Raw genomic sequence first — 24284 nt, 5'->3', positions numbered from 1 at the left:
GCTCAATGTGTCGCTTTAATCACAAACGTCACTACGCCAAACACCTCCAGCGCATCTTCGGTCTGGATAGCGATCGGTTTAAATTTGGTGTTCATCGGCATCAGTTGCAGGCAGGGATGAAGCTGAAGACGTTTAACGGTGAATTCACCGTCGACGGCAGCGACCACGATATCGCCGTGTGAGGCGGTGAGCGAGCTGTCGACGACCAGCATGTCACCATCATTGATGCCCGCCTCAATCATTGATTCACCGCTGACCCGCACAAAATAGGTGGCGCTGGGATGCTGAACCATGAGCGCATTGAGATCGATACGTTGTTCGACATAATCCTGCGCCGGTGAGGGAAATCCACACGGCACACGTTCGATATAAAGCGGTAAAGACATGACGGCGCGGACGTCCGCAGGTTTAATGAATTCCACAATTTCACTCCTTTTTCAGATTACTGTATATAAATACAGTAATAGCTAATCCCCCTTTTAATCAAGTGACGTGGACCCCTTTTACGCGAAGAGATTGATGGTAATGCACTTTTTTTTAACCGTTTTTCTCTTACTGGTGTGAGAATAAACGGAAACAGGTTACTTTCGCCGCACTGCGGTAATAGTCTCGCTTTTTACTTACAGTCACGCCTCTTATAAATTAATCCGCCGATTATTTTGACTTAAGGAAAATCCGACAACGACTCTCTGGCATGGAGTGAGGTTTGAATATTTAGCGCGGGCTGGTTATTCTGCCTTTTTAAAGCATGGAGGGGTTATGGCAGACGACGATCGCATCAAACATCTGGAAGAGGCAGTCGCACAGTTAACCGTTGAGACGACGGTATTAAAAGCGATACTCGGTCAGCAAATTGCACTGAATAATCTCAATTACAAAGGGAAGTTTGACGATGTACTGGCGGCGCTGGCGAAAGAATATGCCGAACGCGGTCTGGAGGAAGGTAATAATCAGGCCATCCATGATGCCCTGCGTGAATATATTAAATATGAACCGCCCGCAATGGAATAAGCAAACGTTGGGCAACGTTCGCTTGCCGACCACGTTATCGGCTCCTGAACGCTGCCCTTCCCTGATCGGCCTGCTTCAGCAGCCGTTTCAGGCGAAGCGGTCAGAGATTAAGGCTGGCTGTCACTCTCCAGCGCATCCTGAATCGCATCGGCCAGATTACCAATTTCATTCGCCACAGCCTGCAGGTCCCAGGAGGTTTTTGAGCCGGTTGCCGACGTAGAAGCGCTGACGGACTCCTTTGCCACTGACAGCGCGGCCGCCACAGCAACTGAACGTTTATGTTGTTCCTGAGTCACGCCCGCAGGCGGAATCGCGAAATAGTCGTGAACCATGATCATTTCCTTGTGATGAATAAGAGGCCACCTTAGCTTTCTGCATCAGGCGTGGGAAGTGAATTATGCAGCCTGTGCCGTCAGAAGCACAAGATTGCAGCAGCCTGCCACCGCACTCTGACACTGCTCTCCATTTGTGGTGTAAAAAGCTGTACAGCTTTTGCTAAAATTCTCCTGAAAAACCGTTTTCACCCCGTCAGACAATCCGGGTAAAAAACGCAGAAACGGCCGCCTCAAAAAAACCCGCCTGACAAAAAAACTCATAACTTATTGTATTAGTTTAATTAAATAAAAAAATCGCATTCAGCGCACTTTACCACGGCTTATACCAGGCTAAAAAAATGAAATATTCTGTCAAAGTTTCTTGTACAACTTTTAAATTGCTGTATAACTTTATCTCGTGATGTTAAATCACTTGTAACGAGGTGCTTTGCACCGCATCTGAAGGTGTTGTGGATTTCCACCTTCAGATGCAATTTTTTTGCGTCAGCCGGCAACCGGCTATCAACCGACGCACACTCCCCAATTCTTTATGAGGCCTGACATGCAAACAACAATGAATACAGAGTCTCAGATTTCTGATTACTTTATGAACTCTGGCGCCGCGATGACGACAGAAAAACAGGTTATCGCTGCGGTTCACGCTGAACTCGCCCATTCAAAAGCCCATGTCTCAGATAAAGACATTGTGCTGGGCCTGATTCATCGCCTGGAGAGCGAGCGTGACGTAGTTAAGCAGGATATTTACCGTCAGGCTCTGGAACACGTTTTGCAACGTGCAACGGCCACCAGTGAAAGCTGAATTGTTAAACAGCTATAGCGGAAGTGAGGATGCTTTCCCGTACTGAATCAGCCCCTTTTAATGGGGGCTTTTTTATCTCTTCTGCACTGAGTCATATGTCACTTTCTCATCGTTGATATTGCCTGTCCTGTCGTACCAGATATAGCTCCGAAAATGACCTATTTCCCCGCTTTTTTTACCGTAAATTCCGATTAATTGCTCTCGTTTCGCTTTATTTATCCGATATCTGTGTCCAGGCTTTTCCTGCATCTACTGCAAACACAGGCGAGGAAAATAGCTATGTTTCATCATTCATCAAAACTTCAATTCCCGGTTCGTGTAGAGAAGCCCGACCCAGAGTTTGCCATGCTGTTACAGCAAGCCATCGGCGGCGTCGAAGGTGAGATTCGTGTAGCGATGCAATACTTTTTCCAGGCGATGGGCGCGCGAGGTGATGCGCGGATTCGGGATCTGCTGATCTCCACCGCCACCGAAGAGCTGAGTCATATCGAAATGCTGGGCTACGCTGTGGCGCTGAACCTTGAAGGCGCACCGCTCTCTTACCAGGAAGCATCAGCCAAAGACCCGGTGGTTAATGCCATTCTGGGCGGCATGAACCCACGCCATATTCTCTCTTCCGGTCTGGCCGCGATGCCGGTAAACGCCAACGGCATGCCGTTCGACATGAGCCACATCTACGCGTCCGGCAACGTGGCCGCCGATATGCTGGCTAATGTCACCGCAGAAGCCACCGGTCGTGTTCTGGCGACCCGCCTCTACAACATGACCGAAGACAAAGGCATGAAGGATTTCCTCTCCTTCCTGATTGCCCGTGACACCATGCACCAGCAGCAGTGGCTGGCGGTGATCGAAGAGATGGGCGGATTGAACGCGTCGCTGCCGATCCCCAACAGCTTCCCGCAGGAACATGAAGCGCAGGAGCACGCTTACTACTGCCTGAATACCTCGCTGGATAAACCGCTGCCGGAAGGTCGCTGGAGCAGTGGTCCAGCTTACGATGGTCATGGTCAGTTCAGCGCGAAACAGCAGCCCGATATTCTGGGTGATGAACCGATACTCGGCAATGCCCGTCCCGGTTCCGGTGCACAGTCAGAACAGATCGATGGCGTCACACCACCAAAACCTTAATCCCTCGCCTGTCAGGGTCCAATGCCCTGACAGGGTTGATCCCTTTTTACGGAGGAAAAGTCATGTCATCCACTCAGCGTCCACTCCCCCCTTTTGCCGCGCAGCAGCAGACGTGGCCAGGCAGTACTGCCGCGATGCAGCCACAGCCCGATCACGGCGAAGAGAGCTATCAGGGTTCCGGCCGTCTGGCGGGTAAAAAAGCGATTATTACCGGCGGGGATTCTGGCATTGGCCGGGCCGTGGCCATTGCCTTTGCCCGGGAAGGTGCCGATGTGCTGATCTCTTATCTTGATGAGCATGAGGATGCGCAGGACACCGCCCGGCTTGTCGAGGCCGCCGGTCAGAAAGCGCTGCTGGTGCCAGGCGACATCACCGATGCCTCACACTGTAATGCGCTGGTTGATAAAGCCGTTGAAGCCTTTGGTGAGATTAACATTGTGGTCAATAATGCGGCATATCAGATGACACGCGAGTCGCTGGAGGAGATCAGCGACGACGAGTTTGATCGCACCATGAAAACGAATCTTTACGCGATGTTCTACATCACTAAAGCGGCCACAAAGCACATGCCAGCGGGCGGATCGATCATCAACACCGCCTCGATCAATGCCGACCAGCCGAAACCGAAGCTGCTCGCCTACTCCGCGACTAAAGCCGCCATTATTAACTTCTCCGGAGGCATGGCTGCCCTGCTGGCAGAGAAAGGTATACGAGCTAATGTGGTCGCGCCCGGTCCTATCTGGACACCGCTAATCCCCTCGACCATGCCGGTTGAACAGGTGAAAAACTTTGGCAGTGAAGTGCCGCTGCAGCGTGCCGGTCAACCTGCTGAGCTGGCACCCACCTACGTGATGCTGGCCAGTGACGAAGCCAGCTACATTTCCGGCGCGACTATCGCCGTTACGGGCGGCGTGGCTATTATTTAACGTTCGCCGCTTCCCTGGTCTCTTCGGCCAGGGAATTTCCTATCAGTTTCTGCGCGATCCCCCACTGATAAAGCGGTTCCCGCGCCAGATTCTTCATTTTCACTTCGCACATGATATCGAAATCCTGGAACGACAGTGCCCACGCATTCAGCGTCGGATTAAAGAAGTAGTCGGAGTGCGCCCGCAGTTTGCTTTTGCTCACACCCAGCTGCTGCTGATCGGGCCAGCCCTCCTCCGGAATAATTCCCTCCTGAGAAATCGAATAGTGCAGCACCGGCCGCACACCCCGCCATGAGTCAATGACGCTGGCAACACGCGCGTCATCCGGCTGAATAAACTCACTCTCTTTTACCCAGTGATGGTGAATATCCAGCACCACCGGACAGAGGGGTGCCGCCTGCAGCACATCATCCAGCGAGCAGGAAATCTCATCATTTTCAACCGTCAGCATCCGCCGCGCTTCCGGGCTGAGCTGAGTAAACGCGCGTTTAAAACCGTCGAATCCCGCCCTGCCATTCATATGAATGTTGATTTTAAAATCCTGGAAGGTCTTACCGTAGCCCATGAGACAGGCGCAAAGCGCGTGATACTCCACATCTTCCAGTGCGCGCGTCACCACATCCGGATTATCGGAAGCCAGCACCGTATATTGTCCCGGATGGAATGAGAGCCGGATTTGATGCGTCCGCGCCAGCTCGCCACTGCGGGCAAAGAGTGGATAAAGCTCAGGCAGAAATTCCGCAAAGAGCGGCGTGGCTTCGGGAACCGTATAGAGCGGCAGCAGGTCGCTGCCGATGCGCATCATTCTGAGTGGCGCCGGTAACGTAGCCAGATGCTCCAGTGTCAGGTAGAGATTATTAAGGTTAGTAACGGTAATCTCATGAATCAGCTGATGACGTTCAGCCTGAGGTAAACTCAGAAATCGTTTACGGGTGGTGGCGCGAAACGGGAAAAACTGTTTACCGTCGCTATTGAGATACTTACATGCAAAACCTAATTTCATGTCTGCTCCTGATTTATGCTTATCAGAAGTGTAACAGGCCTCTGGCGACCAGCCAGTCGCGGGCCACAGAGATCGGGGTTAACCATGACAGGGAGAATCACTATGCAGGGTCACGAGATCCAGCGCACCGCTATCGACGCGGCTGAACGGCTGCCCGCCGCCGAATCAGGCTATCCCTTCGGGCCGGAACATCAGGTTTATAAAGTGTGTGGAAAAGTGTTTTTACTGCTGACGGAACTGCGGGGCGTGCCGATTATCACCCTGAAGTGTGAACCGCAGCAGGCAGAGCTGCACAGGGTGATCTATCCCTCGATCACCGCCGGTTATCATATGAATAAACGTCACTGGATCACGGTGTATCCGGGTGACGGCCTCTCACCCGGCCTGATTCAGCAACTGGTTGAAGAGTCGTATCAGCGAGTGGTGCGCGGCATCCCCGCCTCACGCCGTCCGGCCTGGGTGGGATAAAGGCAGTGACAGCGCGTCACAGAAACCCCGCTGTCATCAGCGGGCCATCCGATCCCGGCCCTTCACTTAATGGTGCAGCATCTCTTCCACGACCTGTGGATTTGTCATCTGGTAAGGGTAATAAGTTGGCCAGTTGTCCATTTCAGCCAGCAACGTCTGCTGAGACTGATTACCCATAAAGATGTGGAAGTGAGCAGACTTGCGTGGGCCGATGGTATGATCGCTGAACTGCACATATTTCGGGGCGTTGCTGCTGGCGTCCTGACACTCAAACAGGTAACGCACCCCTTTTTTACCTGAGGTATAGGTCAGGATTTTGTGGCCTGCATAGCGATAGTGGCAGGCGCTGACTCGATCACCGACATGGAACTCCATTACCCCGTTTTCAATACCGATAGTATCGACGTCGGTGGCGTAGCCTTTGCGATAATAAGCTTTAATCTCCTCTGCCGTTTTGCTCTTGTCCTGCTGCGCTTTCTTCTGCCAGACCGGATCCAGCTCGCCGCTTTGCAGCAGCGGATAAACTGACTGCCACAGCCCGTCCCAGTCAGAGAGTGGGCGATCTTTCACGTCGCTGTCAGCAAAAACCCCTTCGGCTGCTTTCTGCTCCATTACTGATAGCGGTTTGCCATGTGTATGCGTGCTATGTGCCAGCGCCTGCTGGCTGATGAGCAGCGCGCCCATGATTCCCATCCATTTACCTGCATGATTCGTCAAAGCCTGATCCTCAGTCAACATTACAAAATGAAATGAAATGTTATGATATAACATTTCTAAACTCAATCAGGAATGACACCTCTCCCTATTAATTTTATTTATAGATTTTCACCCTCTCGCGGAATATCACGCAGTCCGGCGAGAGGCGAATCTGACAGGGTTACAAAGCAGGTAGCCAGCATAGCGGGTGCGGGCTGACACGCCGCTAAGCCAGACGGCACAAGGCGTGGATAAGCGAAGCGATAACAGACATTCAGACGTAAGCGTGGTTTTTCTGCCGGACAAAAAAGGGACAGTGACAGCGGTTAAATGGCCGGTTTACCCTCAGTATTGTTCAGGTTGTTCTATATTTAGTGTCGTCGAAAGTAAAATAACAGCTGGAGCATAGATTCATGTCGAAAGAAACAGAGAAGAAACCCCTGAGCGAACACGCCCCCACCACCGGTCCGGAATCATCAGAACCGGGTCTGGGATCGCTGGCACCGAAAGATGGTTCGCATCAGCCCCCAGCCGAACCGACCCCGCCAGGCAAACAGCCCACCGCCCCGGGCAGTCTGAAAGCGCCGCAGACACACAGCGCCAAACTTGACCAGCTTGAAGCCAGCCGTAAAAACGGCACCCATCAGGCCCTCACCACGAACCAGGGCACGCGCATCGCCAATGACCAAAGCTCATTGCTCGCGGGTTCGCGAGGTCCGACGCTGCTGGAAGACTTTATACTGCGTGAGAAAATCACGCATTTTGACCATGAGCGTATCCCGGAGCGTATCGTTCACGCCCGTGGTTCTGCCGCACACGGCTATTTTCAGCCTTACCGCTCACTGAAAGATCTGACCAAAGCGCAGTTCCTGAGCGACCCCGAGCAGACCACGCCGGTATTCGTGCGTTTCTCCACGGTTCAGGGTGGCGCTGGCTCTGCGGATACCGTGCGTGATATCCGCGGTTTCGCCGCCAAGTTCTACACCGAAGAGGGTGTCTTTGATCTGGTCGGTAACAACACGCCGGTGTTCTTTATTCAGGATGCCCATAAATTCCCTGACTTTGTGCACGCCGTTAAGCCGGAACCGCACAATGAAATCCCGCAGGGTCAGAGTGCTCATGACACCTTCTGGGATTACGTCTCTCTTCAGCCGGAAACCATGCACAACGTCATCTGGGCGATGTCTGACCGGGGTATTCCGCGCAGCTATCGCACCATGGAAGGTTTTGGTATTCACACCTTCCGCCTGATCAACGCCGAAGGCAAAGCGACCTTTGTCCGCTTCCACTGGAAGCCGGTGGCCGGTAAAGCTTCGCTGCTGTGGGATGAGTCGCAGAAACTGACCGGTCGCGATCCCGACTTCCATCGCCGCGATCTGTGGGAAGCGATTGAAGCCGGTGATTTCCCGGAATATGAACTGGGTCTGCAGCTAATCCCGGAAGAGGATGAATTCAAATTCGACTTCGATATTCTGGATGCCACCAAGCTGATCCCGGAAGCGCTGGTGCCGGTGGAAATTGTCGGCAAGATGGTGCTGAACCGTAACCCGGATAACTTCTTTGCGGAAACCGAGCAGGTGGCGTTCCACCCGGGCCATATCGTGCCGGGCCTGGATTTCTCCAACGATCCACTGCTGCAGGGCCGTCTGTTCTCCTATACCGACACGCAGATCAGTCGTCTGGGCGGACCGAACTTCCATGAGATCCCGATTAACCGTCCGACCTGCCCGTACCATAACTTCCAGCGTCAGGGCATGCATCGTCAGGACATCGACACCAACCCGGCGAACTACGAGCCGAACTCGATCAACGACAACTGGCCGCGCGAAACGCCACCGGCTGCGAAAGGCGGCGGTTTCGAGAGCTATCAGGAGCGGGTTGAGGGCCACAAAGTGCGCGAGCGCAGCCCTTCATTTGGTGAATATTATTCCCAGCCGCGCCTGTTCTGGAACAGCCAGACAGAAGTCGAACAGCAGCACATCATTGGTGCCTACTCATTTGAACTGAGTAAAGTGGGCCGTGCCTACATCCGTGAGCGCGTGGTGGATCTTCTGGCGCGTATCGATACTAAACTGGCACAGGGCGTAGCGGATAATCTGGGCCTCGCCCTGACCGATGAGCAGCGCAATATCCAGCCTCCTGCGGCGGTGAATGGCCTGACGAAAGATGACAGCCTGAGCCTCTACGCTATCCCGGATGGTGAGATTAAAGGCCGTCAGGTGGCGCTGCTGTTGAGCGATGGTGTGAAGGCGGCGGATGTGCTGGCGATTCTGCAGGCGCTGAAAGCGGAAGGTGTGCACACAAAACTGCTGGCGCCGCATATGGGCCAGGTGCGCGCGGATGACGGTTCTGTGCTGCCGATCGATGCCACCTTTGCCGGCCTGCCGTCTCTGACTTTTGATGCGGTGATGGTGCCGAATGGTAATATTGATGCCCTGCTGTTAAGCGGCGATGCCCGCTACTTCCTGCTGGAAGCCTACAAACACCTCAAGGTGATTGGTCTGGTGGGCGACGCGCGTCGCTTTAAAGCGCAGTTCGGTCTGGAAGATGCCGATCAGGAAGAAGGCATTGTGCAGGGCGACGCGGCGGAGGACGCACTGATGTCTGATTTTACGCAGGCGATGAAAGCGCACCGCGTCTGGTCACGCAGCCAGAAGGCACAGTCCGTTCCTGCCTGATGCGTTAAGTGAATAAAAAACCGCCCCTGGGGGCGGTTTTTTTATGCTGAAACTGTAGCACGGCCGCGTGCGCAGTGATCCGTCAGATATTCCGTTATCAGAAAGTCTGCCAGTTCTCATTGTCTGTCACGGCGACAGGCTGACGTTTGGGCACGGCAATCGCCTTCGCAACCGGTGCGGCGGAGAACGCGGCGTGCATGCTGCCGGTTTTAAAGACCGATACCGTTTTACGCAGGTAGCTCGCCTGCTCTTCCAGTGAGGCAGCAGCAGTCGCAGACTCCTCCACCAGCGCGGCGTTCTGCTGCGTTACACCATCCATCTCAGAAACCGCAATGCAGACCTGCTCAATGCCGCGGGTCTGTTCAGTGGAGGAGGCAGCGATCTCTTCGATCAGCTGCGTCACCCGGCTCACCGACTTCACGATGCTCTCCATGGCGATGCCCGCCTGGGAAGCGTGACCGGCACCGGTTTTAATGCGCTCGGCTGAGCGGTCAATCAATCCACGAATCTCCTGCGCGGCACTGGCGCTGCGTCCGGCCAGCGAGCGTACTTCACCTGCGACAACGGCGAATCCACGCCCCTGCTCACCGGCACGCGCGGCTTCAACCGCAGCGTTCAGCGCCAGAATATTGGTCTGGAAGGCGATGCTGTCGATAATGGCGATAATACCGGCGATCTGATTCGAGCTTTCGCTGATCTGATCCATGTTGGCGATAACGCGGGCAACGGTTTCGCCGCCCTGCAGGGCGGTGGCTGACGCCTCTTTCGACACCGTTGTCGCCTGCTGCGCATTGTCTGCGTTGAGCTTCACCGTTGAGGTGAGCTGCTCCATGCTGGCGGCGGTCTGTTCCAGTGCAGCAGCCTGCTGTTCAGTACGGGAAGAGAGATCGGTGCTGCCAGCAGAAATTTCCGCGGCACCGGTAAAAATAGAGCGGGTCGCGTCATCGACCGAAGTAATGGTCACCACCAGCGCATCGCGCATCTGTTGCAGTTCCTGAATCAGCAGGCCCATCTCATTGCGGCCTTCGTGCTGAATATCAGAGGTTAAATCACCTGCCGAAATGGTGCGCATATGCCCTGTCAGCCTGGCCAGCGGACTAATCAGCAATTTTTGCAGTCCCATCCAGACCGCCACGCCAATCACGCCAGTGATCAGGCTAATCGTCAGCAGCGCCCAGAGCGCATCTGTCAGACTACGCTGGTTATGTTCTGAAGTATCTTTCATCAGCTGGATGTTCACCGCACGCCAGGCCTCATAGGCACTGTCGAGCTGGTCCTGCGCCGCCTGTGCTTCGAGGTTGCCATAGGCCGCGTAATTACCCTGCTTTAAAAAGGTAATTGAGGCCAGCATGGTCTCATGCATCTGCTGATAGGCGGTCTGAACCTGCGCCGACTGCGCTTCGCTCTGCCCCTCTTTGCGTGGCATCGCCTGCCAGGCTTTAAAGTCGGCATCGGCTCTGTCCGCAGACTGGCCCGCCTGCTCCAGCAGCGTGGCGATGGCGGCCAGTGATTTAGGATCCTGCTGGTTTTTCAGGAAACGGATAGCGACGCGGTTGATGGTAACGCGGGTTTTAATCAGGGTTTTCACCGCATCGCTCAGGTGCTGCTGCTGCAGGGTCAGCTGTTCTGCTGCCACGAAGTTTTTGTCGGCGTTTGAGACGCCGTTGTAAAACAGAAATCCGGTCAGGGTCAGTAACGTAATAAAGACGGCAAGCACCGCCAGAATACCGTGGGTTATTTTAAGATTTTTAAGCATGTCTGCAGGCTCATATCAGAGAAGTTAGAGTGGTTATCGGCTGGCTTGAGATTTATCTGAGTCTGCGAACAAAGAAGTTAACAAGACGCCACCTGCCGGGCGCAGCCAGCGCGCCGCTCAGGACAGAATAAAGTTGCGGCTCTGCCTGAACGCATTTGACGCTTAACAACCGACCCTGTGCTGTGGTTGAATTCGCCCCTTACTTTTTCGCACGTGGTTAACATGCATTACATTCAGAGTCTGATGAGTTTTATAGAGGGAAACAGAGTGCTGTCGATCAGCTTTAGCCTGTTGCTGCTGATCGTGGCCGGGCTGGTCACTCACCTGATCTGCAAATTCTTCATCGTCAAAGTGATCAGGAAGGTCTTTTTCAGCAGCCATAAAAAGGGTGTGCCACTGGATAAGGACATTCGCCTCTCTCAGAAGCTGTCAAATTTTGTGCCGGTAATTGTGGTCTACAACTTTCTGCAATTTATGCCAGGCCTGCCTGAAAACCTGAAAGTGGCGATTCAGACCATCTGCGGCATCCTGTTTTTTGTCTATCTGTCGATCTTCTTCAACGAAGTGCTGGAGATTGTTAACAACTCCTATACGCGCAAATCCAAGCGCAAGAATCACTCGATCAAGGGCTATATCCAGATTGGCAAAATCCTGGTGCATATCATCGCCGCAATCATGATTCTGGCGATTATGTCCAATAAGTCACCTGCCATTATTATCTCCTCGCTGGGTGCGGTTGCCGCGGTGTTGATGCTGATCTTCCAGCATACGCTCCTGTCGCTGGTGGCGAACATTCAGCTCTCCTCCAACGATGTCCTGCAACTGGGCGACTGGATTGAGATGCCGGACAGAAACATCAGCGGTGAGGTGATCGACATTGCGCTGCATACCATCACCATCCGCAACTGGGATAACACTATTTCACGTATTCCGACCAAGAACTTCCTGACCGAAACCTACACCAACTGGCAGGCGATGTTCTCGTCGGGTGCGCGCCGCATCATGCGCAGCTTTCATCTGGATCAGAAGTCGATCACCTTTGTGAATCAGGAGATGCTGCAATCGATGAGCCAGATCCGCCTTGCAGGTGAAACGATCACTGAACTGCTGGATGGACGCGATATCAATGCCGTCGGCGAACGCTGGTTTATGGAGAACGGCATCACCAATCTGATGGTGTTCCGCAAATACCTGTCTGCCTGGCTGGCCCAACGCGATGACATTATGAAAGAGATGTATATCGTGGTACGGCCGCTGAAGCCGTCGCCGGATGGGCTGCCGGTGGAGATCTACTGCTTCACCTCATCGATTTTCTGGGCGGATTATGAAAATACCCAGGCGGCGATTTTTGAGTATATCTATGCAATAGCCCGCGTGTTTGAACTGCAAATCTACCAGCATCCGGCAGGTTCCGATTTCGCCCGACTGGCTCAGCCACGGCCCGAGAGCCGGGATGCGCAGCAGAGCGGCATACAGTAACCGATGATGCGCGGTGGCAATCTCCTGCCACCGCCGTAGTAAACTTAGCTAAGCCTTAGCTCTTGCTGAGCGCATAGTTCAGCACTTTGTCATTTTTCATCTGCACGGTCAGCGTCTGCCCCTCGGTGGTGTTCAGGGTGCGCGCCTCGCTGTAGGTCCATTTCAGCAGCCTCTGCCCGTCCGGGTAAGGCGTTTCACTGTCAGGCTGACCAAACAGCGCAATCAACTGAGCTTTGGTGGTCTGACCGGCATGAATCTGCTGCAGATTACTGTTGTCCAGCCGATGTCCGACCCGATTAGAACAGGCGGCGAGCAGTAAAAGCGTGGCTAACAGAACGCGTTTCCTCACGTAACATCCTTTTGAAGTGTTCAGCGCCGCAGGTCATCCAGTACGACCTGCGCGATCGCGCTTAAGCTTATAGCGAATCCTCGCTATCCGGCAGGGTTTTCTGCGCCTGCACCGTCTCCTTTCCCCAGGCAGAGGCCGATTCAGGGTAATTAACGCAAATTAATGCCACCAGACACCTCGCCGCCCTGCGATTGCAACATCTTAGTCTATGATTACTTTCTGTATGCCGCGTGGAAGCGGTCTCACTCCCCCCTTCCCGCCGCATAACGCTGAACATCAGTCCTGCGTTCTGGCTGAAGAGACGCGCCAGCCCACCTGGCATCCTGGTCTCGCTGCACGGTTTATGATTTCTGACGCTTACGTCATCGACATCCTTTTCACGCGGTGGCCGCCATCGCGTATTTCCAGGCTAAATGAGGCAACTGAATGGAATCCAAATCTTTTTTTAAAAGTTGGGGCGCTGAACGGGTTGCCAGTGATGAGGTGCGTTTCCGCCTCTGGGCAACCGGTCAGCAACGCGTGACGCTGCGGCTCTCCGGTAAAGACATTGAAATGACACCGCAGGCGGATGGCTGGTTTGAAACCCAGGTCGCGGGTGTGGCAGCAAATGCCGAATATGATTTTGTGCTGGCGGATGGCACGACCGTGCCCGATCCCGCCGCCCGCGCTCAGAAAGCGGAGGTTAACGGCCCGTCGCTGGTGATCGATCCTGATGCGTATCAGTGGCAAAACACAGGCTGGAAGGGCCGTCCGTGGCAGGAGTCGGTAGTGTATGAACTGCACATCGGCACCTTTACGCCTGAAGGCACCTTCCGGGCGGCAATTGAAAAACTGCCGATGCTGGCTGAAACCGGCATCACCATGATTGAAGTGCTGCCGGTGTCGCAGTTTGGCGGTAATCGCGGCTGGGGCTACGATGGCGTGCTGCTCTATGCACCCCATGCTGCCTACGGTTCGCCCGATGATTTCAAAGCCTTTATCGATGCGGCGCACGGCCATGGTCTGTCTGTTGTGCTGGATATCGTGCTGAACCACTTCGGCCCGGAGGGCAACTATCTGCCGCTGCTGGCGCCAGACTTCTTCCACAAAGAGCGCCAGACGCCGTGGGGCGCGGGTATCGCCTATGACGTGGATGCGGTACGCCGCTATATCGTGGAAGCGCCGCTCTACTGGCTGCAGGAGTTTAATCTGGATGGCCTGCGCTTTGACGCCATCGATCAGATTGATGACCCGAGCGAAAAACATGTGCTGATTGAGATTGCTGAGCGCATCCGCGCCACCATTACCGACCGCCCTGTTCATCTCACTACCGAAGACTGCCGTAACGTCACCTTCCTGCATCCGCGTGATGAAAACGGAGAAGCGCCGCTGTTCACCGGCGAATGGAACGATGACTTCCATAACGCCGTGCATGTGCTGGCAACCGGTGAAACGCACGCTTACTACCAGGATTTCGCCGACCAGCCGGAACAGCGGGTCGCGCGGGCGCTGGCCGAAGGCTTTGTCTATCAGGGCGAGGTTTCACCGCAGTCGGGTGAGCCACGCGGCGTGAAAAGCAGCCGTCAGCCACCTGTCGCCTTTGTCGACTTTATCCAGAACCATGATCAGACGGGTAACCGTGCACAGGGCGAAAGGCTGGTCTCGCTGGCAGGTGCAGAGCGGACGCAGGTGCTGCTGGCCATGTTACTGGTCTCGCCGCACATCCCGCTGCTGTTTATGGGTGAAGAGTATGGTGAAACCCGGCCGTTCCTGTTCTTTACCGATTTCCACGGCGATCTGGCGAAAGCTGTGCGTGAAGGTCGCGCCCGCGAGTTTGAAGGCCATGCCGGTCACGGTGAAACGGTGCCGGATCCCAATGATGTCACCACCTTTGAACAGTCGAAGCTTAACTGGCCGCGCACAGAAACGCCGGAAGGTCAGCAGTGGCTGGCGCTGACGCGTCATCTGCTGGCACTGCGTCAGGAACATATTGTGCCGCTGCTGCAGACGGCCGGGGGTGATGCCGGTCAGATAGTGAAAACGTCAGAAGGTTTCCTGGCCGTTCGCTGGGACTTCCCGCTGGGCACACTGTCACTGGCGCTGAACGTCGGCGACAGCACGCAGCCGATCCCGGATTTACCGGGCGAAACCCTGTTTGCCTGGCCGCAGACCGCCACCGAACTGATTCCCAACGCGATTGTCGTGCGTCTGGAAAAGAGAGAAGCAGAATGAATATTCCAACCGCAACGTACCGCATTCAGTTCCGCAACGGCATGACCTTTGACCGTGCGGCGGCGCTGGTGCCCTACCTGAAACAGCTGGGTATCAGCCACCTCTATGCGTCGCCGATCTTCAGCGCGACCGCAGAGTCGACTCACGGCTATGACGTGACCGACGTTAACCAGATCGAGCCGTCGATTGGCGGCCGTGAAGGCTTTGATCGCATGGCTGGCGCACTGAAAGCCGCCGGTCTGGGGCTGATTCTCGATATCGTCCCTAACCATATGGCCGCCTCGCTGGAGAACACCTGGTGGCGCGACGTTATTGAGCATGGCGAACAGAGTCGCTATGCCCATTATTTCGATATCGACTGGTCACGCCGCCTGACGCTGCCGTTCCTCGGTGACACTTTTGAGGCGGTGCTGGAAAAAGGTGAAATCAGCGTGCAGCGGGATCCGCAAACCGGCAAGCCGGCGCTGGCCTACTTCGATAATTTCTATCCGCTGAAGCCGGAGACCTGGCAGGATCGGGAAGAGGCCGTACTGGCCCTGCGTGATGCCGCACAGATTGCTGAACTGCATGACCAGCAGCCGTGGCAACTGATCTCCTGGCGCGATGCGCCCAACAATCTCTCCTACCGTCGCTTCTTCGAAGTGACCGGTCTGGTGGGCGTGCGTGTGGAAGATAAAACGGTCTTTGATGCCGCACATCAGCTGATCCTCGAACTGGTCCACAGCGGCGCGGTGCAGGGATTGCGCGTTGACCACGTGGATGGTCTGGCCGACCCGCGCGGCTATCTGGAGCAGTTACGCCAGGCTGCCGGTCCCGACTGCTATCTTACCGTGGAGAAAATCCTCGGCGACAATGAACAGCTGCCTGACGAGTGGCCGGTTTCCGGCACCACCGGGTATGAGTTTATGGCTGCTCTCGCCAATCTGCTGGTCGACAGCGACCGCCTGAGCGGCCTGCGCAAGGCGTATCAGGCCGTTATCGGCAAAACCGTTGACATGAAAGCAGAGCTGCGTGCCGCCAAACTGCTGATGGCGAACCGCAATTTCGCCGGTGAATTTAACCGGTTACAACAACTGGCACTGAAGATTGCCGATGCAGACGGCAAACCACAGCCGGAGGCGGAACTGAAAAATGCGCTGCGGGAACTGCTGGTTGCCTTTCCGGTTTATCGCACCTATGGCACGCCAGAAGGCCTGACACCCGCCGACACCGCGCTGCTGCAACAGGTGGTCAGCGAGGTCAAAGCCAGCGACCACGCGCCAGACACCCAGGCGCTCGACTTCCTGACGCGTATTCTGCGCGCTGACGTTGCCGACGCTGCTCGCGACGATGCCACGCACTTCCGCACCCGCTTCCAGCAGCTGACCGGGCCGTTGATGGCGAAATCAGTCGAGGACACCCTCTTCTTCCGTCAGCATATGGCGCTGGCGCTGAATGAAGTCGGCGCTGAACCGCTGGCACGTCACTTCTCGCTGGATCAGTTTCATGCCGAGATGCAGGCGCGGCGCGAACATCAGCCCGATGCGCTGTCAGGCACCTCAACGCACGATACCAAGCGCGGTGAAGATGCCCGTGCGCGTCTCTATACGCTGACCGAAGCGCCGCAGCGCTGGGCCGAGTGCGTCAGCCGCTGGCGGGAGATCAATCAGGATCATGTCGTTCGCCTGAAAGATGGTCCGGCACCGGAGCCGGCCGTCGAGTGGATGCTGTATGAAGCACTGGCCGGGGTCTGGCCTACGACGCTTCAGCCGCAGGATGCTGACGGCCTGGCGGCGCTGGAAGCCCGCTTTGTGGTCTATGTGGAGAAAGCGCTGCGTGAAGCCAAACTCCGCACCGACTGGGCCGATAACAACGACGCCTATGAAGAGGCGGTGCTGGGTTATGCCCGTCACCTGCTCGCGCCCGCTAACAGCGCATTCCTCAATGACTTCTGCCAGTCGCTTCAACCCTTTATGCGTGCCGGACTGGTTAACAGTCTGACCCAGACCGTGGTGAAACTTACCGCACCTGGCGTACCCGATATTTACCAGGGCAGCGAGGCGCTGGACTTCAGCCTGGTCGATCCCGATAACCGCCGCGAGCCTGATTTCGATGCCCTGGCGGCGATGCTTACCGCGCCACAGCACGACGGCAGCGAAGCGCACTGGCTGCGTGGTCAGGTCAATCAGCAGGCAATTGTGAAGCTGCTGGCGTTGCGTCAGCAGCAGCCTGAGCTGTTCCGTCGCGGCGACTATCTGGCGCTGTCGGCGGAGGGCGAGCAGCAGGATAAGGTGCTGGCTTTTGCCCGCACGCTTCAGGATCAGGCGGTGATTGTGATTGTGTCACGCCGGGTGTTTAACGCGCTGCCAGAGAATCTCGATCAGCCACCCGCCGCGCGCTGGGCTGATACGGTTATCGCCCTGCCTGCGGCACTGGGCCAGCGTGAGTATCAGGATGTCCTGAGCGGTAAAACGCTTGATGCAGGCGACCAGTTGCCGCTTACAGCGCTGGCGGCACAGTGGTGCGCTGTGCTGGTCGCAAAATGAAAACCGGCATTAATGTTTTATACGCGTCAATCTGTTCATTGAATAACGAGGCATAAATGTCAAACAGTCAGCGTTTTGAAATTACGGCGGGTTACAGCCATTTACTGGGGGCAAACTTTGATGGTCAGGGCGTGAACTTCGCCCTGTTCAGCGCCCACGCCGAGCGGGTTGAACTCTGTCTGTACGATCCCAGCGGCAAAACGGAAATTGCCCGTCTGGAACTGCCGGAATATACCCATGAAGTGTGGCACGGCTACATTCCGGGGCTGAAACCCGGCGCGCTCTATGGCTATCGCGTCTATGGCCCTTATGATCCGGAAAATGGTCATCGCTTTAACCCGAACAAGTTACTGCTCGACCCGTACGCGCGTGAACTGGCAGGTGATATCGCCTGGAACGAGGCACACTTCGCGTACGATCTCTACCACGACGATAAAGATCTGACGTTCGACACCCGCGACAGCGCACCGTTTACACCAAAGTGCCGGGTTATCGATCCTAATGAATTCGACTGGCACGATCAAAACCGCCCGAACGTGCCATGGCCGAAAACCGTCATCTATGAAACCCACGTCAAAGGCTTCACGCAGCTCAACACGGCACTGCCACCGGAGATGCGCGGCACCTTTGACGGCATGAGCCATAAATCGACCGTCAACTACATTAAAAGCCTGGGCATTACCTCGGTTGAACTGCTGCCGGTGCACTGGTTCCCGGATGATCAGCATCTGCTGGATAAAGGGCTGAAAAACTTCTGGGGTTACAACACGCTGGGCTTCTTTGCGCCCGCGACCCGCTATTTCGGGCCGCGCGGCATTCAGGGCTTCCGTGACATGGTGCGCGCATTCCATGATGCCGGTATCGAAGTGATCCTCGACGTGGTCTACAACCACACCGCCGAGGGCAATGAGCTGGGCCCGACGCTGTCGTTTAAGGGCATCGATAACTTTTCCTATTACCGTACGATGCCAGACCAGCATCGTTACTACATCAACGACACCGGCACCGGCAATACCGTCAACACCTCACATCCGCGCGTGCTGCAGATGGTGCTCGACTCCCTGCGTTACTGGTCAGAGTCGATGCATATCGACGGTTTCCGTTTTGACCTCGGCACCATTCTCGGTCGTGAGCCCGATGGATTCGACCCGCGCGGCGGCTTCTTCGATGCCATCATGCAGGACCCAATCCTGTCGCAGAAAAAGCTGATTGGCGAACCCTGGGATATCGGTCCGGGCGGCTACCAGGTGGGCAGCTTCCCGCCTGGCTGGGCAGAATGGAACGATCAGTACCGCGATACCGTGCGTGATTACTGGAAAGGCAACAACGTCTCTACCGACTTTGCCGCCCGCCTGCTGGGGTCTGGCGACCTTTACGATCAGCACGGCCGTCGTCCGTGGGCCAGCGTCAATTTCATTACCGCACACGATGGCTTCACCCTCAACGATCTGGTGTCGTACAACGACAAACATAACGATGAGAATGGCGAAGATAATAACGACGGTCACAACGACAACCGCTCATACAACTACGGCGTTGAAGGCCCGACCGATGACGAAGGCATTAACGCGGTGCGTGAGCGTCAGAAACGTAACTTCCTTGCAACGCTGATCTTCTCTCACGGCACGCCGATGCTGCTGGCAGGCGACGAATTTGGCCGCAGCCAGATGGGCAACAACAACGGCTACTGTCAGGACAGCGAAATCTCCTGGGTACACTGGGATAACCTGCCCGAGTCTGCTGAGGCACTGCGCGAGTTCACTCGTCAGATCCTGACGCTGCGTGCTCAACAGCCGTTGCTGCGCCGCGAAAACTGGCGCGACGGTATGGATATCAAATGGTTTAACGCCGGTGGCGGCTTCCAGCAGTCTGAGCAGTGGGATGAAGGCTCAACGCTGGGGGTTTATATCGGCCGGCCGGATCTGCAGACCGAGGAAGGCATCTGGCATGACGTACTGATGCTGCTTAACCCGTTTGAAGGCAATGTGCCGTTCCGCATTCCGCAGTTCGGTGAAGGTGGCTGGGTGCTGGAGCTGACCACCAGCGACACCGCGAAGCGCGGTCTGGTGATCACCAAAGAGAAGGATTTCGAACTGGAAGGACGCAGTTTCGCCCTTTTCAGACGTCCCTAGCCGTTAACTCCGGTTAAAAAGCCGTCATCTGGCGCAGCGCATTTCGCGCTGCGCTTGTGTTTCTGCCAATGGGTGCCAGGCTTAACCGGTTGTTAATAGTAAGAATTGATGCTGATAAGGAGGCATGATGTCCAGATTTACGCAGAAAGTTGTGGTTGTGACAGGTGCCGGGTCCGGCATTGGCGAAGCCAGCGCGAAGCGCTTCGCTGAAGAAGGGGCATCAGTGGTGCTGGTGGGACGTACCGCACAGAAACTGGAAGAGACGCTGGCTGGGATGACACCGGGCGACCACCTGGTGGCAGCATGCGACGTCTCAGAAGCCGAACAGGTTAAGCAGTTGTCAGAAACCGTGCTGAAGAAATATGGCCGTGTTGACGTGCTGGTGAATAATGCAGGTGTTATCGTGCAGGGCCGCGTTCATGAAGTCGGACTCGACGCATGGAAAACCCTGATGAAAACCGACCTTGATGGCGTTTTCCATGGTGTGCACTATTTCATGCCTGCCCTGCTAAAAAGCAAAGGCAACGTGATCAACATCTCTTCCGTTTCCGGCTTAGGCGGCGACTGGGGCATGAGCATTTATAATGCAGCCAAAGGGGCGATTACCAACTTCACCCGTGCGCTGGCTATGGACTACGGCGCAGATGGCGTAAGGGTCAATGCTATCTGTCCTGGCTTTACCTTAACCGATCTGACTGAAGATGCCAGTCAGGACCAGGAGTTGATGGAGCGCTTTTACGATCGTATTCCGCTGCAGCGCGCCGGGAAAGCCGATGATATCGCCCATGCCATTCTGTTTATTGCCAGCGAAGAAGCCAGTTATATTACAGGTGTTAATTTGCCGGTCGATGGCGGAATTACCGCATCAAATGGTCAGCCTAAGCAGGCATAAATATCAGGGCAGCGTTATTACGCTGCCTGTATATTCTGAGCACCTGTCCTGATTAATTCGCTTTATTCTCTTTTTTATACAGCAAATTAATGTGAATACATTAATGTCTTGGCGTATGACGGGTTGGCGTTGCCGCACGCGCCGTTTTAATGGCCGTACTGCTACTGGTCGGGCAAATAAACGTGCTCAGGCAGGCATTACAGAGCATAGCATTTGCGTGATGAACTTTTGCCACGGCCAGCGCCTGCTGGCGGGTATAAAGTGAACCAATAAAAATGCGTTTGTCGTTCTTTGACAGATTAACGCAACCTTCTTTGTGTAAAATCCACCCACCCATGGGGCGCGGGCACAGATAATAATAGCTGGCTTTAAGCATGGTAGTCATCCTGATAGTTGCTGTATGTATCTTAAAAAACGAACCAAAATTCGTAAGAGGTTTTTGTTGTAATCTGAAGTGTTATTAAACTAACTGAGAATTATCCCTAAAACCACTTTATTGCGTAACTCAAACTGACTTTGAGAATATACCCTTTTTTGCCGTTTACATCGCTTCAGGCATTCGACGCACTGAAACATTCCCACCCGTTTTACACCCCCGATTGTATTTGTAATGCTAATGCATCAATAAATCAGCAAAACTTAAAATAATGCATTAAAAACAACAGTCTAATGATTAAACCGGCAAGCATTCCCTGTAAGTACCCTCCGTTATGATTAGAGTCACAACTAACAAAATTAACCCCCGCCGGGGTAAGTATGAGTATTGATAAACAGAGACTGAAAAAGAAAAAAAGCAGCCTCCAGCGCCCCTTTAAGCGAAGCGCCAGTGTGCCCGCCGTCGGGGATTTATCAATACCGCCGTGTGCAAAGAATAGGAATGGGCTTGAAAAAGTAAAACGATCGGTTTACTTTTGAGTCATGAAAAAGAGAAACGATATCATTCAGGCTGCCGAGCGGCTCTTCTACACACATGGCTTTCACGCCACCAGCACCGATCAACTCTGTCGGGAAGCCGGCGTCTCTACGCGTACGTTTTATCATCATTTCGCTTCACGCGAAGCACTGACCTCTGCCGTGCTGAGTGCGCGCGAGCAGCGTTTTATGGCTGAACTGCTGCCACCGCAACAGCCAGAGGCGATAGAGCAGCTGTTTGTGGTGCTGGGCGACTGGACCAGGGCGAACGGTGCCCACGGCTGCTTCTTCCTGAAAGCCTGGGGGGAATACGCTGAGCGTGACAGTGAGCTGGCCGCTCAGGCACTGGCCTTCCGTGCCACAATGCGCCACTACATAACACAGTGTGTGACGCATCTGTACGGTGCTGAAGATCGGCAACTGAGTGATGCCATCTGGATACTCTTCGAAGGCGCGATTACTACGGCGCTGCTCACCGGTCCCGCCGCAGCCCGACAGGCGGCTCAGGTCGCCCGTCAGCTACTGCGTCAAAACGGCGTGACCGGATGAGATCGTCTACCGCCCTGGCACTCACCGGCTTCAGTCTGATCGCCGCGACTTATGGCATGGCCCGCTTCTCATGGGGATTGATGCTGCCCGCTATCTCGTCAGATATCCCGTTTACCCCACAGCAGGCGGGGTTGCTGTCGGCATGCAGCTTTGCGGCTTACTGCTTCACTATTCTCACTTCAGCCGCGCTGACAGATCGCTATGGCACACGCGTGACCGCGCTGCTGGCCTCACTCAGTGCAACGGCAGGTCTGCTTCTGCTCGCCAGTGCCTCGTCAGTACTGATGCTGGCGGCCGGACTGTTTATCGCCGGATTGAGTTCTGGTCTGGCTTCACCCGCACTGGCCGCGGCAGTCAGTCACAGAATTCCTGCAGCACGTCAGCTGCGCATAAATACGCTGATTAATGCAGGTACCAGCGCGGGCATTATCCTGACGGTAGTGATCCTGAGCATGCTGCCAGGCGGCTGGCGCGCGGCCTGCCTGCTGTTTGCCCTGCTATCACTGTTCTGTGTGCTGCCGGTAATACGCGTGTTAAAGGATCAAGCGGCGGAACGTACCTCCAGAGTGCGTCACTGGCAGCAGCGATTGTATCGCCGCGCTATGCGTCAGCTGATGGGTATCGCGCTGACGTCGGGCCTGGTCAGTGCAGCCTGGTGGAGCTTTGGGTCGGCGCTTCTGCGTCAGCATGTCGGTGTTGATGCAGATACCGCCCGCTTACTCTGGCTGATTGCGGGAAGTGCAGGCATTGTGGGTGCGGCAACCGGCCTGGTCGCTGCCCGTATAGGGCTAAATGGCGTTTACCGGCTGTCATTGTGTGGTATGGCACTGCCGCTGCTTGTGCTGGCGTTGAGTCAGGGTGAATCTATCGGCTTAGGTATCGCGGTTGCCTGTTGCGGCGCAGGTTACGTTACCCTGTCGGGCGTGCTGTTGGTCTGGGGCGCTCGCGCCACCGCCGAAGACCCGGCGACTGGCGTCGGCATCCTGTTTTTTATGCTGGCGGTAGGTCAGGTTGTGGGATCGCTGCTGTTTGGCCAGCTCTACGCCTGCTGGGGTGCCACTACGGCCTTAACGCTCTTTGTGATCGTTGCTCTGCTGTTGCTGTTTGTTTTACCGGCAGAGAACAGCGGTGAGGCGGTTAAATAAACAGGCGGAGATGAAAGAAATAAAAGCGCCGGCAAACGTAATTAATAGTCGCTAACGTGCCATGCCAGACAGCCCGAAAATAGGTATCCGGAGAATGAGGCGTAATAATTTTACGCGGCGGACTCTATCGCGTGATAACAATCACCCGCGCGAATCAGATAGCGCGGATATTTTTAATGCGAGGATTAATTTGCTGCTGGAGTAAATCGTCTTCAGGACCCAGGTAATAAGGCACAGCGCACTGCTTACCGTCTTTAGTGAAAATAATCTGATTGTCGTGCAGAAATAGCGCCGTGAAATGGCCCAGCACCACGCCATTTAATTCAAAGCAGTGATTTCTGGCTGCATGCAGCCCCTGCTTACTATTCAGAAAATCCACAAATCGCATCACGCCACGCCTCCAGATAAATAATCGCCCCTGCCCTGATTGCAAAGATAATAACGTTAACTCTGGCCCGGATCATCTGACGAACACCGTTTTCAGAATAGGCTTAACCGCCATTGAGTCGTGGCACTAAATCCACCTGTTTTATTTAACTATACCTGCCAGGACTTTTCCTGGAGAACGGCGCTATAAAAAATCATTGAAAGGCGAAATATTTATATTGCGACCTCTTACCTCTCGCTATACCGTTGTTTTTTCACCAGGTGCAGATTTTTGGGGTAAAACCAGATAATGGAATTTTTTGAGGCTGATGAGCGCCACATCACAGCGATTCAGCAAATCTACGCCTGGCATGTCATTAACGGAACCGGCTCCTTTGAGACCGTGCCGCCCGACGCTGACGCGATTGGCGAGCGTATAGGTAAGATTCAGCAGGCGGGCCTGCCGTGGTTCGTCGCTGTCAGTGAAGGTGACGTCCGTGGATTTTGCTATCTGGCCCCCTATCGTCCACGGCATGCCTACAGGCATACGCTGGAAGACTCTATTTATATCGATCCCGGATTTCAAAAGCGTGGAGCCGGTTCACATCTGTTAGCACATGCCATCAGGTGGGCTGAGCAGGCAGGATATCGCCAGTTGATCGCTAACATTGGTGACAGCGAGAATCAGGGTTCGATTGCCCTGCATCGCGCCGCGGGCTTTGAAATGACCGGCATTCTGCGATCGGTGGGTTTTAAACAGGGCCGCTGGCTGGATACCGTTTTTATGCAGCGTACTCTGGGACAGGGCGATTCAGCGTTACCGAGTAAAGACTAAATATTGCGCTGGCGAGAAAGGCACACGGCCCCACGTTCTCCCGTAGAGAACCTTCTGGTAAAGTGTGTTAACAAAAATTAAAAATTCCG

22 protein-coding genes are annotated in these 24284 nt (G+C 54.8%); 14 read left to right on the top strand and 8 right to left on the bottom strand.

The genetic code is table 11. The features are described 5' to 3' along the window. Positions 1-2 precede the first annotated feature (2 nt). Positions 3-422 (bottom strand): translesion error-prone DNA polymerase V autoproteolytic subunit, encoded by a 420-nt coding sequence (gene umuD, locus H7K52_RS04635; RefSeq protein WP_003848963.1) that lies wholly within the window; start codon positions 420-422, stop codon positions 3-5. 337 nt (positions 423-759) lie between these two features. Here umuD and H7K52_RS04630 point away from each other — a divergent pair, with 337 nt between their 5' ends. Next, a complete protein-coding gene (locus tag H7K52_RS04630; RefSeq protein ID WP_003848961.1) occupies positions 760-1011 on the top strand; it encodes a hypothetical protein in 252 nt (83 codons plus the stop codon). Between the two features lie 107 nt (positions 1012-1118). On the opposite strand, the gene H7K52_RS04625 is transcribed toward H7K52_RS04630, so the two are convergent. After that, the gene (locus H7K52_RS04625; protein ID WP_003848959.1) at positions 1119-1343 is read right to left on the bottom strand and encodes a hypothetical protein; all 225 of its coding nucleotides are present in this window, start codon (positions 1341-1343) and stop codon (positions 1119-1121) included. A 607-nt stretch (positions 1344-1950) separates the two neighbouring features. Between H7K52_RS04625 and H7K52_RS04620 the strand changes: the two genes are divergently transcribed. From H7K52_RS04620 to H7K52_RS04610, 3 genes are all read left to right on the top strand, one after another. Next, positions 1951-2145 (top strand): biofilm development regulator YmgB/AriR family protein, encoded by a 195-nt coding sequence (locus H7K52_RS04620; protein ID WP_223296455.1) that lies wholly within the window; start codon positions 1951-1953, stop codon positions 2143-2145. A gap of 279 nt (positions 2146-2424) precedes the next feature. Beyond that, positions 2425-3273: a manganese catalase family protein gene (locus H7K52_RS04615; protein WP_003848955.1), complete on the top strand. Its 849-nt coding sequence runs from the start codon at positions 2425-2427 to the stop codon at positions 3271-3273. A gap of 62 nt (positions 3274-3335) precedes the next feature. After that, on the top strand, positions 3336-4199 hold the full coding sequence (locus H7K52_RS04610) for a glucose 1-dehydrogenase (protein WP_140033483.1): 864 nt from the start codon (positions 3336-3338) through the stop codon (positions 4197-4199). Here the strand turns inward: H7K52_RS04610 and H7K52_RS04605 are convergent. Further along, positions 4192-5202, bottom strand: a complete 1011-nt coding sequence (locus tag H7K52_RS04605) for an apurinic/apyrimidinic endonuclease family protein (protein WP_182629763.1) — start codon at positions 5200-5202, stop codon at positions 4192-4194. The genes H7K52_RS04610 and H7K52_RS04605 overlap by 8 nt on opposite strands. 102 nt (positions 5203-5304) lie before the next feature. Between H7K52_RS04605 and H7K52_RS04600 the strand changes: the two genes are divergently transcribed. Then, entirely contained in the window at positions 5305-5670 is a 366-nt protein-coding gene (locus H7K52_RS04600; protein WP_008926210.1) for an MmcQ/YjbR family DNA-binding protein, read from the top strand. Positions 5671-5736: 66 nt separating this feature from the next. Here the strand turns inward: H7K52_RS04600 and zinT are convergent, their stop codons facing one another. Then, entirely contained in the window at positions 5737-6387 is a 651-nt protein-coding gene (gene zinT / locus H7K52_RS04595) for a metal-binding protein ZinT (protein ID WP_143756070.1), read from the bottom strand. A gap of 392 nt (positions 6388-6779) precedes the next feature. Here zinT and katE point away from each other — a divergent pair, with 392 nt between their 5' ends. Further along, a complete protein-coding gene (gene katE, locus H7K52_RS04590; RefSeq protein WP_003848945.1) occupies positions 6780-9044 on the top strand; it encodes a catalase HPII in 2265 nt (754 codons plus the stop codon). Positions 9045-9141: 97 nt separating this feature from the next. Here the strand turns inward: katE and H7K52_RS04585 are convergent, their stop codons facing one another. Further along, a complete protein-coding gene (locus H7K52_RS04585; RefSeq protein ID WP_003850242.1) occupies positions 9142-10800 on the bottom strand; it encodes a methyl-accepting chemotaxis protein in 1659 nt (552 codons plus the stop codon). A 222-nt stretch (positions 10801-11022) separates the two neighbouring features. Here H7K52_RS04585 and H7K52_RS04580 point away from each other — a divergent pair, with 222 nt between their 5' ends. Beyond that, positions 11023-12279, top strand: coding sequence for a mechanosensitive ion channel family protein (locus H7K52_RS04580; protein ID WP_003850244.1), 1257 nt, complete (start codon positions 11023-11025; stop codon positions 12277-12279). A 55-nt stretch (positions 12280-12334) separates the two neighbouring features. On the opposite strand, the gene H7K52_RS04575 is transcribed toward H7K52_RS04580, so the two are convergent. Beyond that, positions 12335-12628: a hypothetical protein gene (locus H7K52_RS04575; RefSeq protein ID WP_003850246.1), complete on the bottom strand. Its 294-nt coding sequence runs from the start codon at positions 12626-12628 to the stop codon at positions 12335-12337. A gap of 426 nt (positions 12629-13054) precedes the next feature. Here H7K52_RS04575 and treZ point away from each other — a divergent pair, with 426 nt between their 5' ends. The 4 genes from treZ (at position 13055) to budC (ending at position 20388) form a co-directional block, all read left to right on the top strand. Beyond that, positions 13055-14839, top strand: a complete 1785-nt coding sequence (treZ, locus tag H7K52_RS04570; RefSeq protein ID WP_182629761.1) for a malto-oligosyltrehalose trehalohydrolase — start codon at positions 13055-13057, stop codon at positions 14837-14839. Further along, entirely contained in the window at positions 14836-17364 is a 2529-nt protein-coding gene (treY, locus tag H7K52_RS04565) for a malto-oligosyltrehalose synthase (RefSeq protein WP_182629760.1), read from the top strand. Before treZ ends, treY begins: the two co-directional genes overlap by 4 nt. A gap of 56 nt (positions 17365-17420) precedes the next feature. Next, entirely contained in the window at positions 17421-19496 is a 2076-nt protein-coding gene (gene glgX, locus H7K52_RS04560; RefSeq protein ID WP_003850253.1) for a glycogen debranching protein GlgX, read from the top strand. 127 nt (positions 19497-19623) lie between these two features. After that, the gene (gene budC, locus H7K52_RS04555) at positions 19624-20388 is read left to right on the top strand and encodes a meso-2,3-butanediol dehydrogenase (protein WP_182629873.1); all 765 of its coding nucleotides are present in this window, start codon (positions 19624-19626) and stop codon (positions 20386-20388) included. A 100-nt stretch (positions 20389-20488) separates the two neighbouring features. Here the strand turns inward: budC and H7K52_RS04550 are convergent, their stop codons facing one another. After that, entirely contained in the window at positions 20489-20764 is a 276-nt protein-coding gene (locus H7K52_RS04550) for a hypothetical protein (RefSeq protein ID WP_003850257.1), read from the bottom strand. 542 nt (positions 20765-21306) lie between these two features. Here H7K52_RS04550 and H7K52_RS04545 point away from each other — a divergent pair. Together H7K52_RS04545 and H7K52_RS04540 are read left to right on the top strand one after the other, a co-directional pair. Then, complete coding sequence (locus H7K52_RS04545; protein WP_003850258.1) at positions 21307-21849, top strand: TetR/AcrR family transcriptional regulator; 543 nt, start codon at positions 21307-21309, stop codon at positions 21847-21849. Beyond that, positions 21846-22994, top strand: coding sequence for an MFS transporter (locus H7K52_RS04540; RefSeq protein ID WP_182629759.1), 1149 nt, complete (start codon positions 21846-21848; stop codon positions 22992-22994). The genes H7K52_RS04545 and H7K52_RS04540 overlap by 4 nt, the downstream gene beginning before the upstream one ends. A gap of 154 nt (positions 22995-23148) precedes the next feature. On the opposite strand, the gene H7K52_RS04535 is transcribed toward H7K52_RS04540, so the two are convergent. Further along, positions 23149-23382, bottom strand: a complete 234-nt coding sequence (locus tag H7K52_RS04535; protein WP_003850261.1) for a hypothetical protein — start codon at positions 23380-23382, stop codon at positions 23149-23151. 288 nt (positions 23383-23670) lie between these two features. Between H7K52_RS04535 and H7K52_RS04530 the strand changes: the two genes are divergently transcribed. After that, the gene (locus H7K52_RS04530; protein ID WP_182629758.1) at positions 23671-24195 is read left to right on the top strand and encodes a GNAT family N-acetyltransferase; all 525 of its coding nucleotides are present in this window, start codon (positions 23671-23673) and stop codon (positions 24193-24195) included. Positions 24196-24284 lie beyond the last annotated feature (89 nt).

The organism is Pantoea hericii, from assembly GCF_014155795.1.
Lineage (GTDB): Bacteria > Pseudomonadota > Gammaproteobacteria > Enterobacterales > Enterobacteriaceae > Pantoea > Pantoea eucalypti.
Note: the sequence above shows the minus strand (reverse complement) of the source record. Positions and strands in the feature narration are given on the sequence as shown.

Bases quoted from the DNA above. Each gene is read 5' to 3' on its own strand.
- H7K52_RS04630 (WP_003848961.1), top strand. From the start codon at position 760: ATGGCAGACGACGATCGCATCAAACATCTGGAAGAGGCAGTCGCACAG.
- H7K52_RS04625 (WP_003848959.1), bottom strand. From the start codon at position 1,343: ATGGTTCACGACTATTTCGCGATTCCGCCTGCGGGCGTGACTCAGGAA.
- H7K52_RS04620 (WP_223296455.1), top strand. From the start codon at position 1,951: ATGACGACAGAAAAACAGGTTATCGCTGCGGTTCACGCTGAACTCGCC.
- H7K52_RS04615 (WP_003848955.1), top strand. From the start codon at position 2,425: ATGTTTCATCATTCATCAAAACTTCAATTCCCGGTTCGTGTAGAGAAG.
- H7K52_RS04610 (WP_140033483.1), top strand. From the start codon at position 3,336: ATGTCATCCACTCAGCGTCCACTCCCCCCTTTTGCCGCGCAGCAGCAG.
- H7K52_RS04605 (WP_182629763.1), bottom strand. From the start codon at position 5,202: ATGAAATTAGGTTTTGCATGTAAGTATCTCAATAGCGACGGTAAACAG.
- H7K52_RS04600 (WP_008926210.1), top strand. From the start codon at position 5,305: ATGCAGGGTCACGAGATCCAGCGCACCGCTATCGACGCGGCTGAACGG.
- katE (WP_003848945.1), top strand. From the start codon at position 6,780: ATGTCGAAAGAAACAGAGAAGAAACCCCTGAGCGAACACGCCCCCACC.
- H7K52_RS04585 (WP_003850242.1), bottom strand. From the start codon at position 10,800: ATGCTTAAAAATCTTAAAATAACCCACGGTATTCTGGCGGTGCTTGCC.
- H7K52_RS04580 (WP_003850244.1), top strand. From the start codon at position 11,023: ATGCATTACATTCAGAGTCTGATGAGTTTTATAGAGGGAAACAGAGTG.
- treZ (WP_182629761.1), top strand. From the start codon at position 13,055: ATGGAATCCAAATCTTTTTTTAAAAGTTGGGGCGCTGAACGGGTTGCC.
- treY (WP_182629760.1), top strand. From the start codon at position 14,836: ATGAATATTCCAACCGCAACGTACCGCATTCAGTTCCGCAACGGCATG.
- glgX (WP_003850253.1), top strand. From the start codon at position 17,421: ATGTCAAACAGTCAGCGTTTTGAAATTACGGCGGGTTACAGCCATTTA.
- budC (WP_182629873.1), top strand. From the start codon at position 19,624: ATGTCCAGATTTACGCAGAAAGTTGTGGTTGTGACAGGTGCCGGGTCC.
- H7K52_RS04550 (WP_003850257.1), bottom strand. From the start codon at position 20,764: ATGCTTAAAGCCAGCTATTATTATCTGTGCCCGCGCCCCATGGGTGGG.
- H7K52_RS04545 (WP_003850258.1), top strand. From the start codon at position 21,307: ATGAAAAAGAGAAACGATATCATTCAGGCTGCCGAGCGGCTCTTCTAC.
- H7K52_RS04540 (WP_182629759.1), top strand. From the start codon at position 21,846: ATGAGATCGTCTACCGCCCTGGCACTCACCGGCTTCAGTCTGATCGCC.
- H7K52_RS04535 (WP_003850261.1), bottom strand. From the start codon at position 23,382: ATGCGATTTGTGGATTTTCTGAATAGTAAGCAGGGGCTGCATGCAGCC.
- H7K52_RS04530 (WP_182629758.1), top strand. From the start codon at position 23,671: ATGGAATTTTTTGAGGCTGATGAGCGCCACATCACAGCGATTCAGCAA.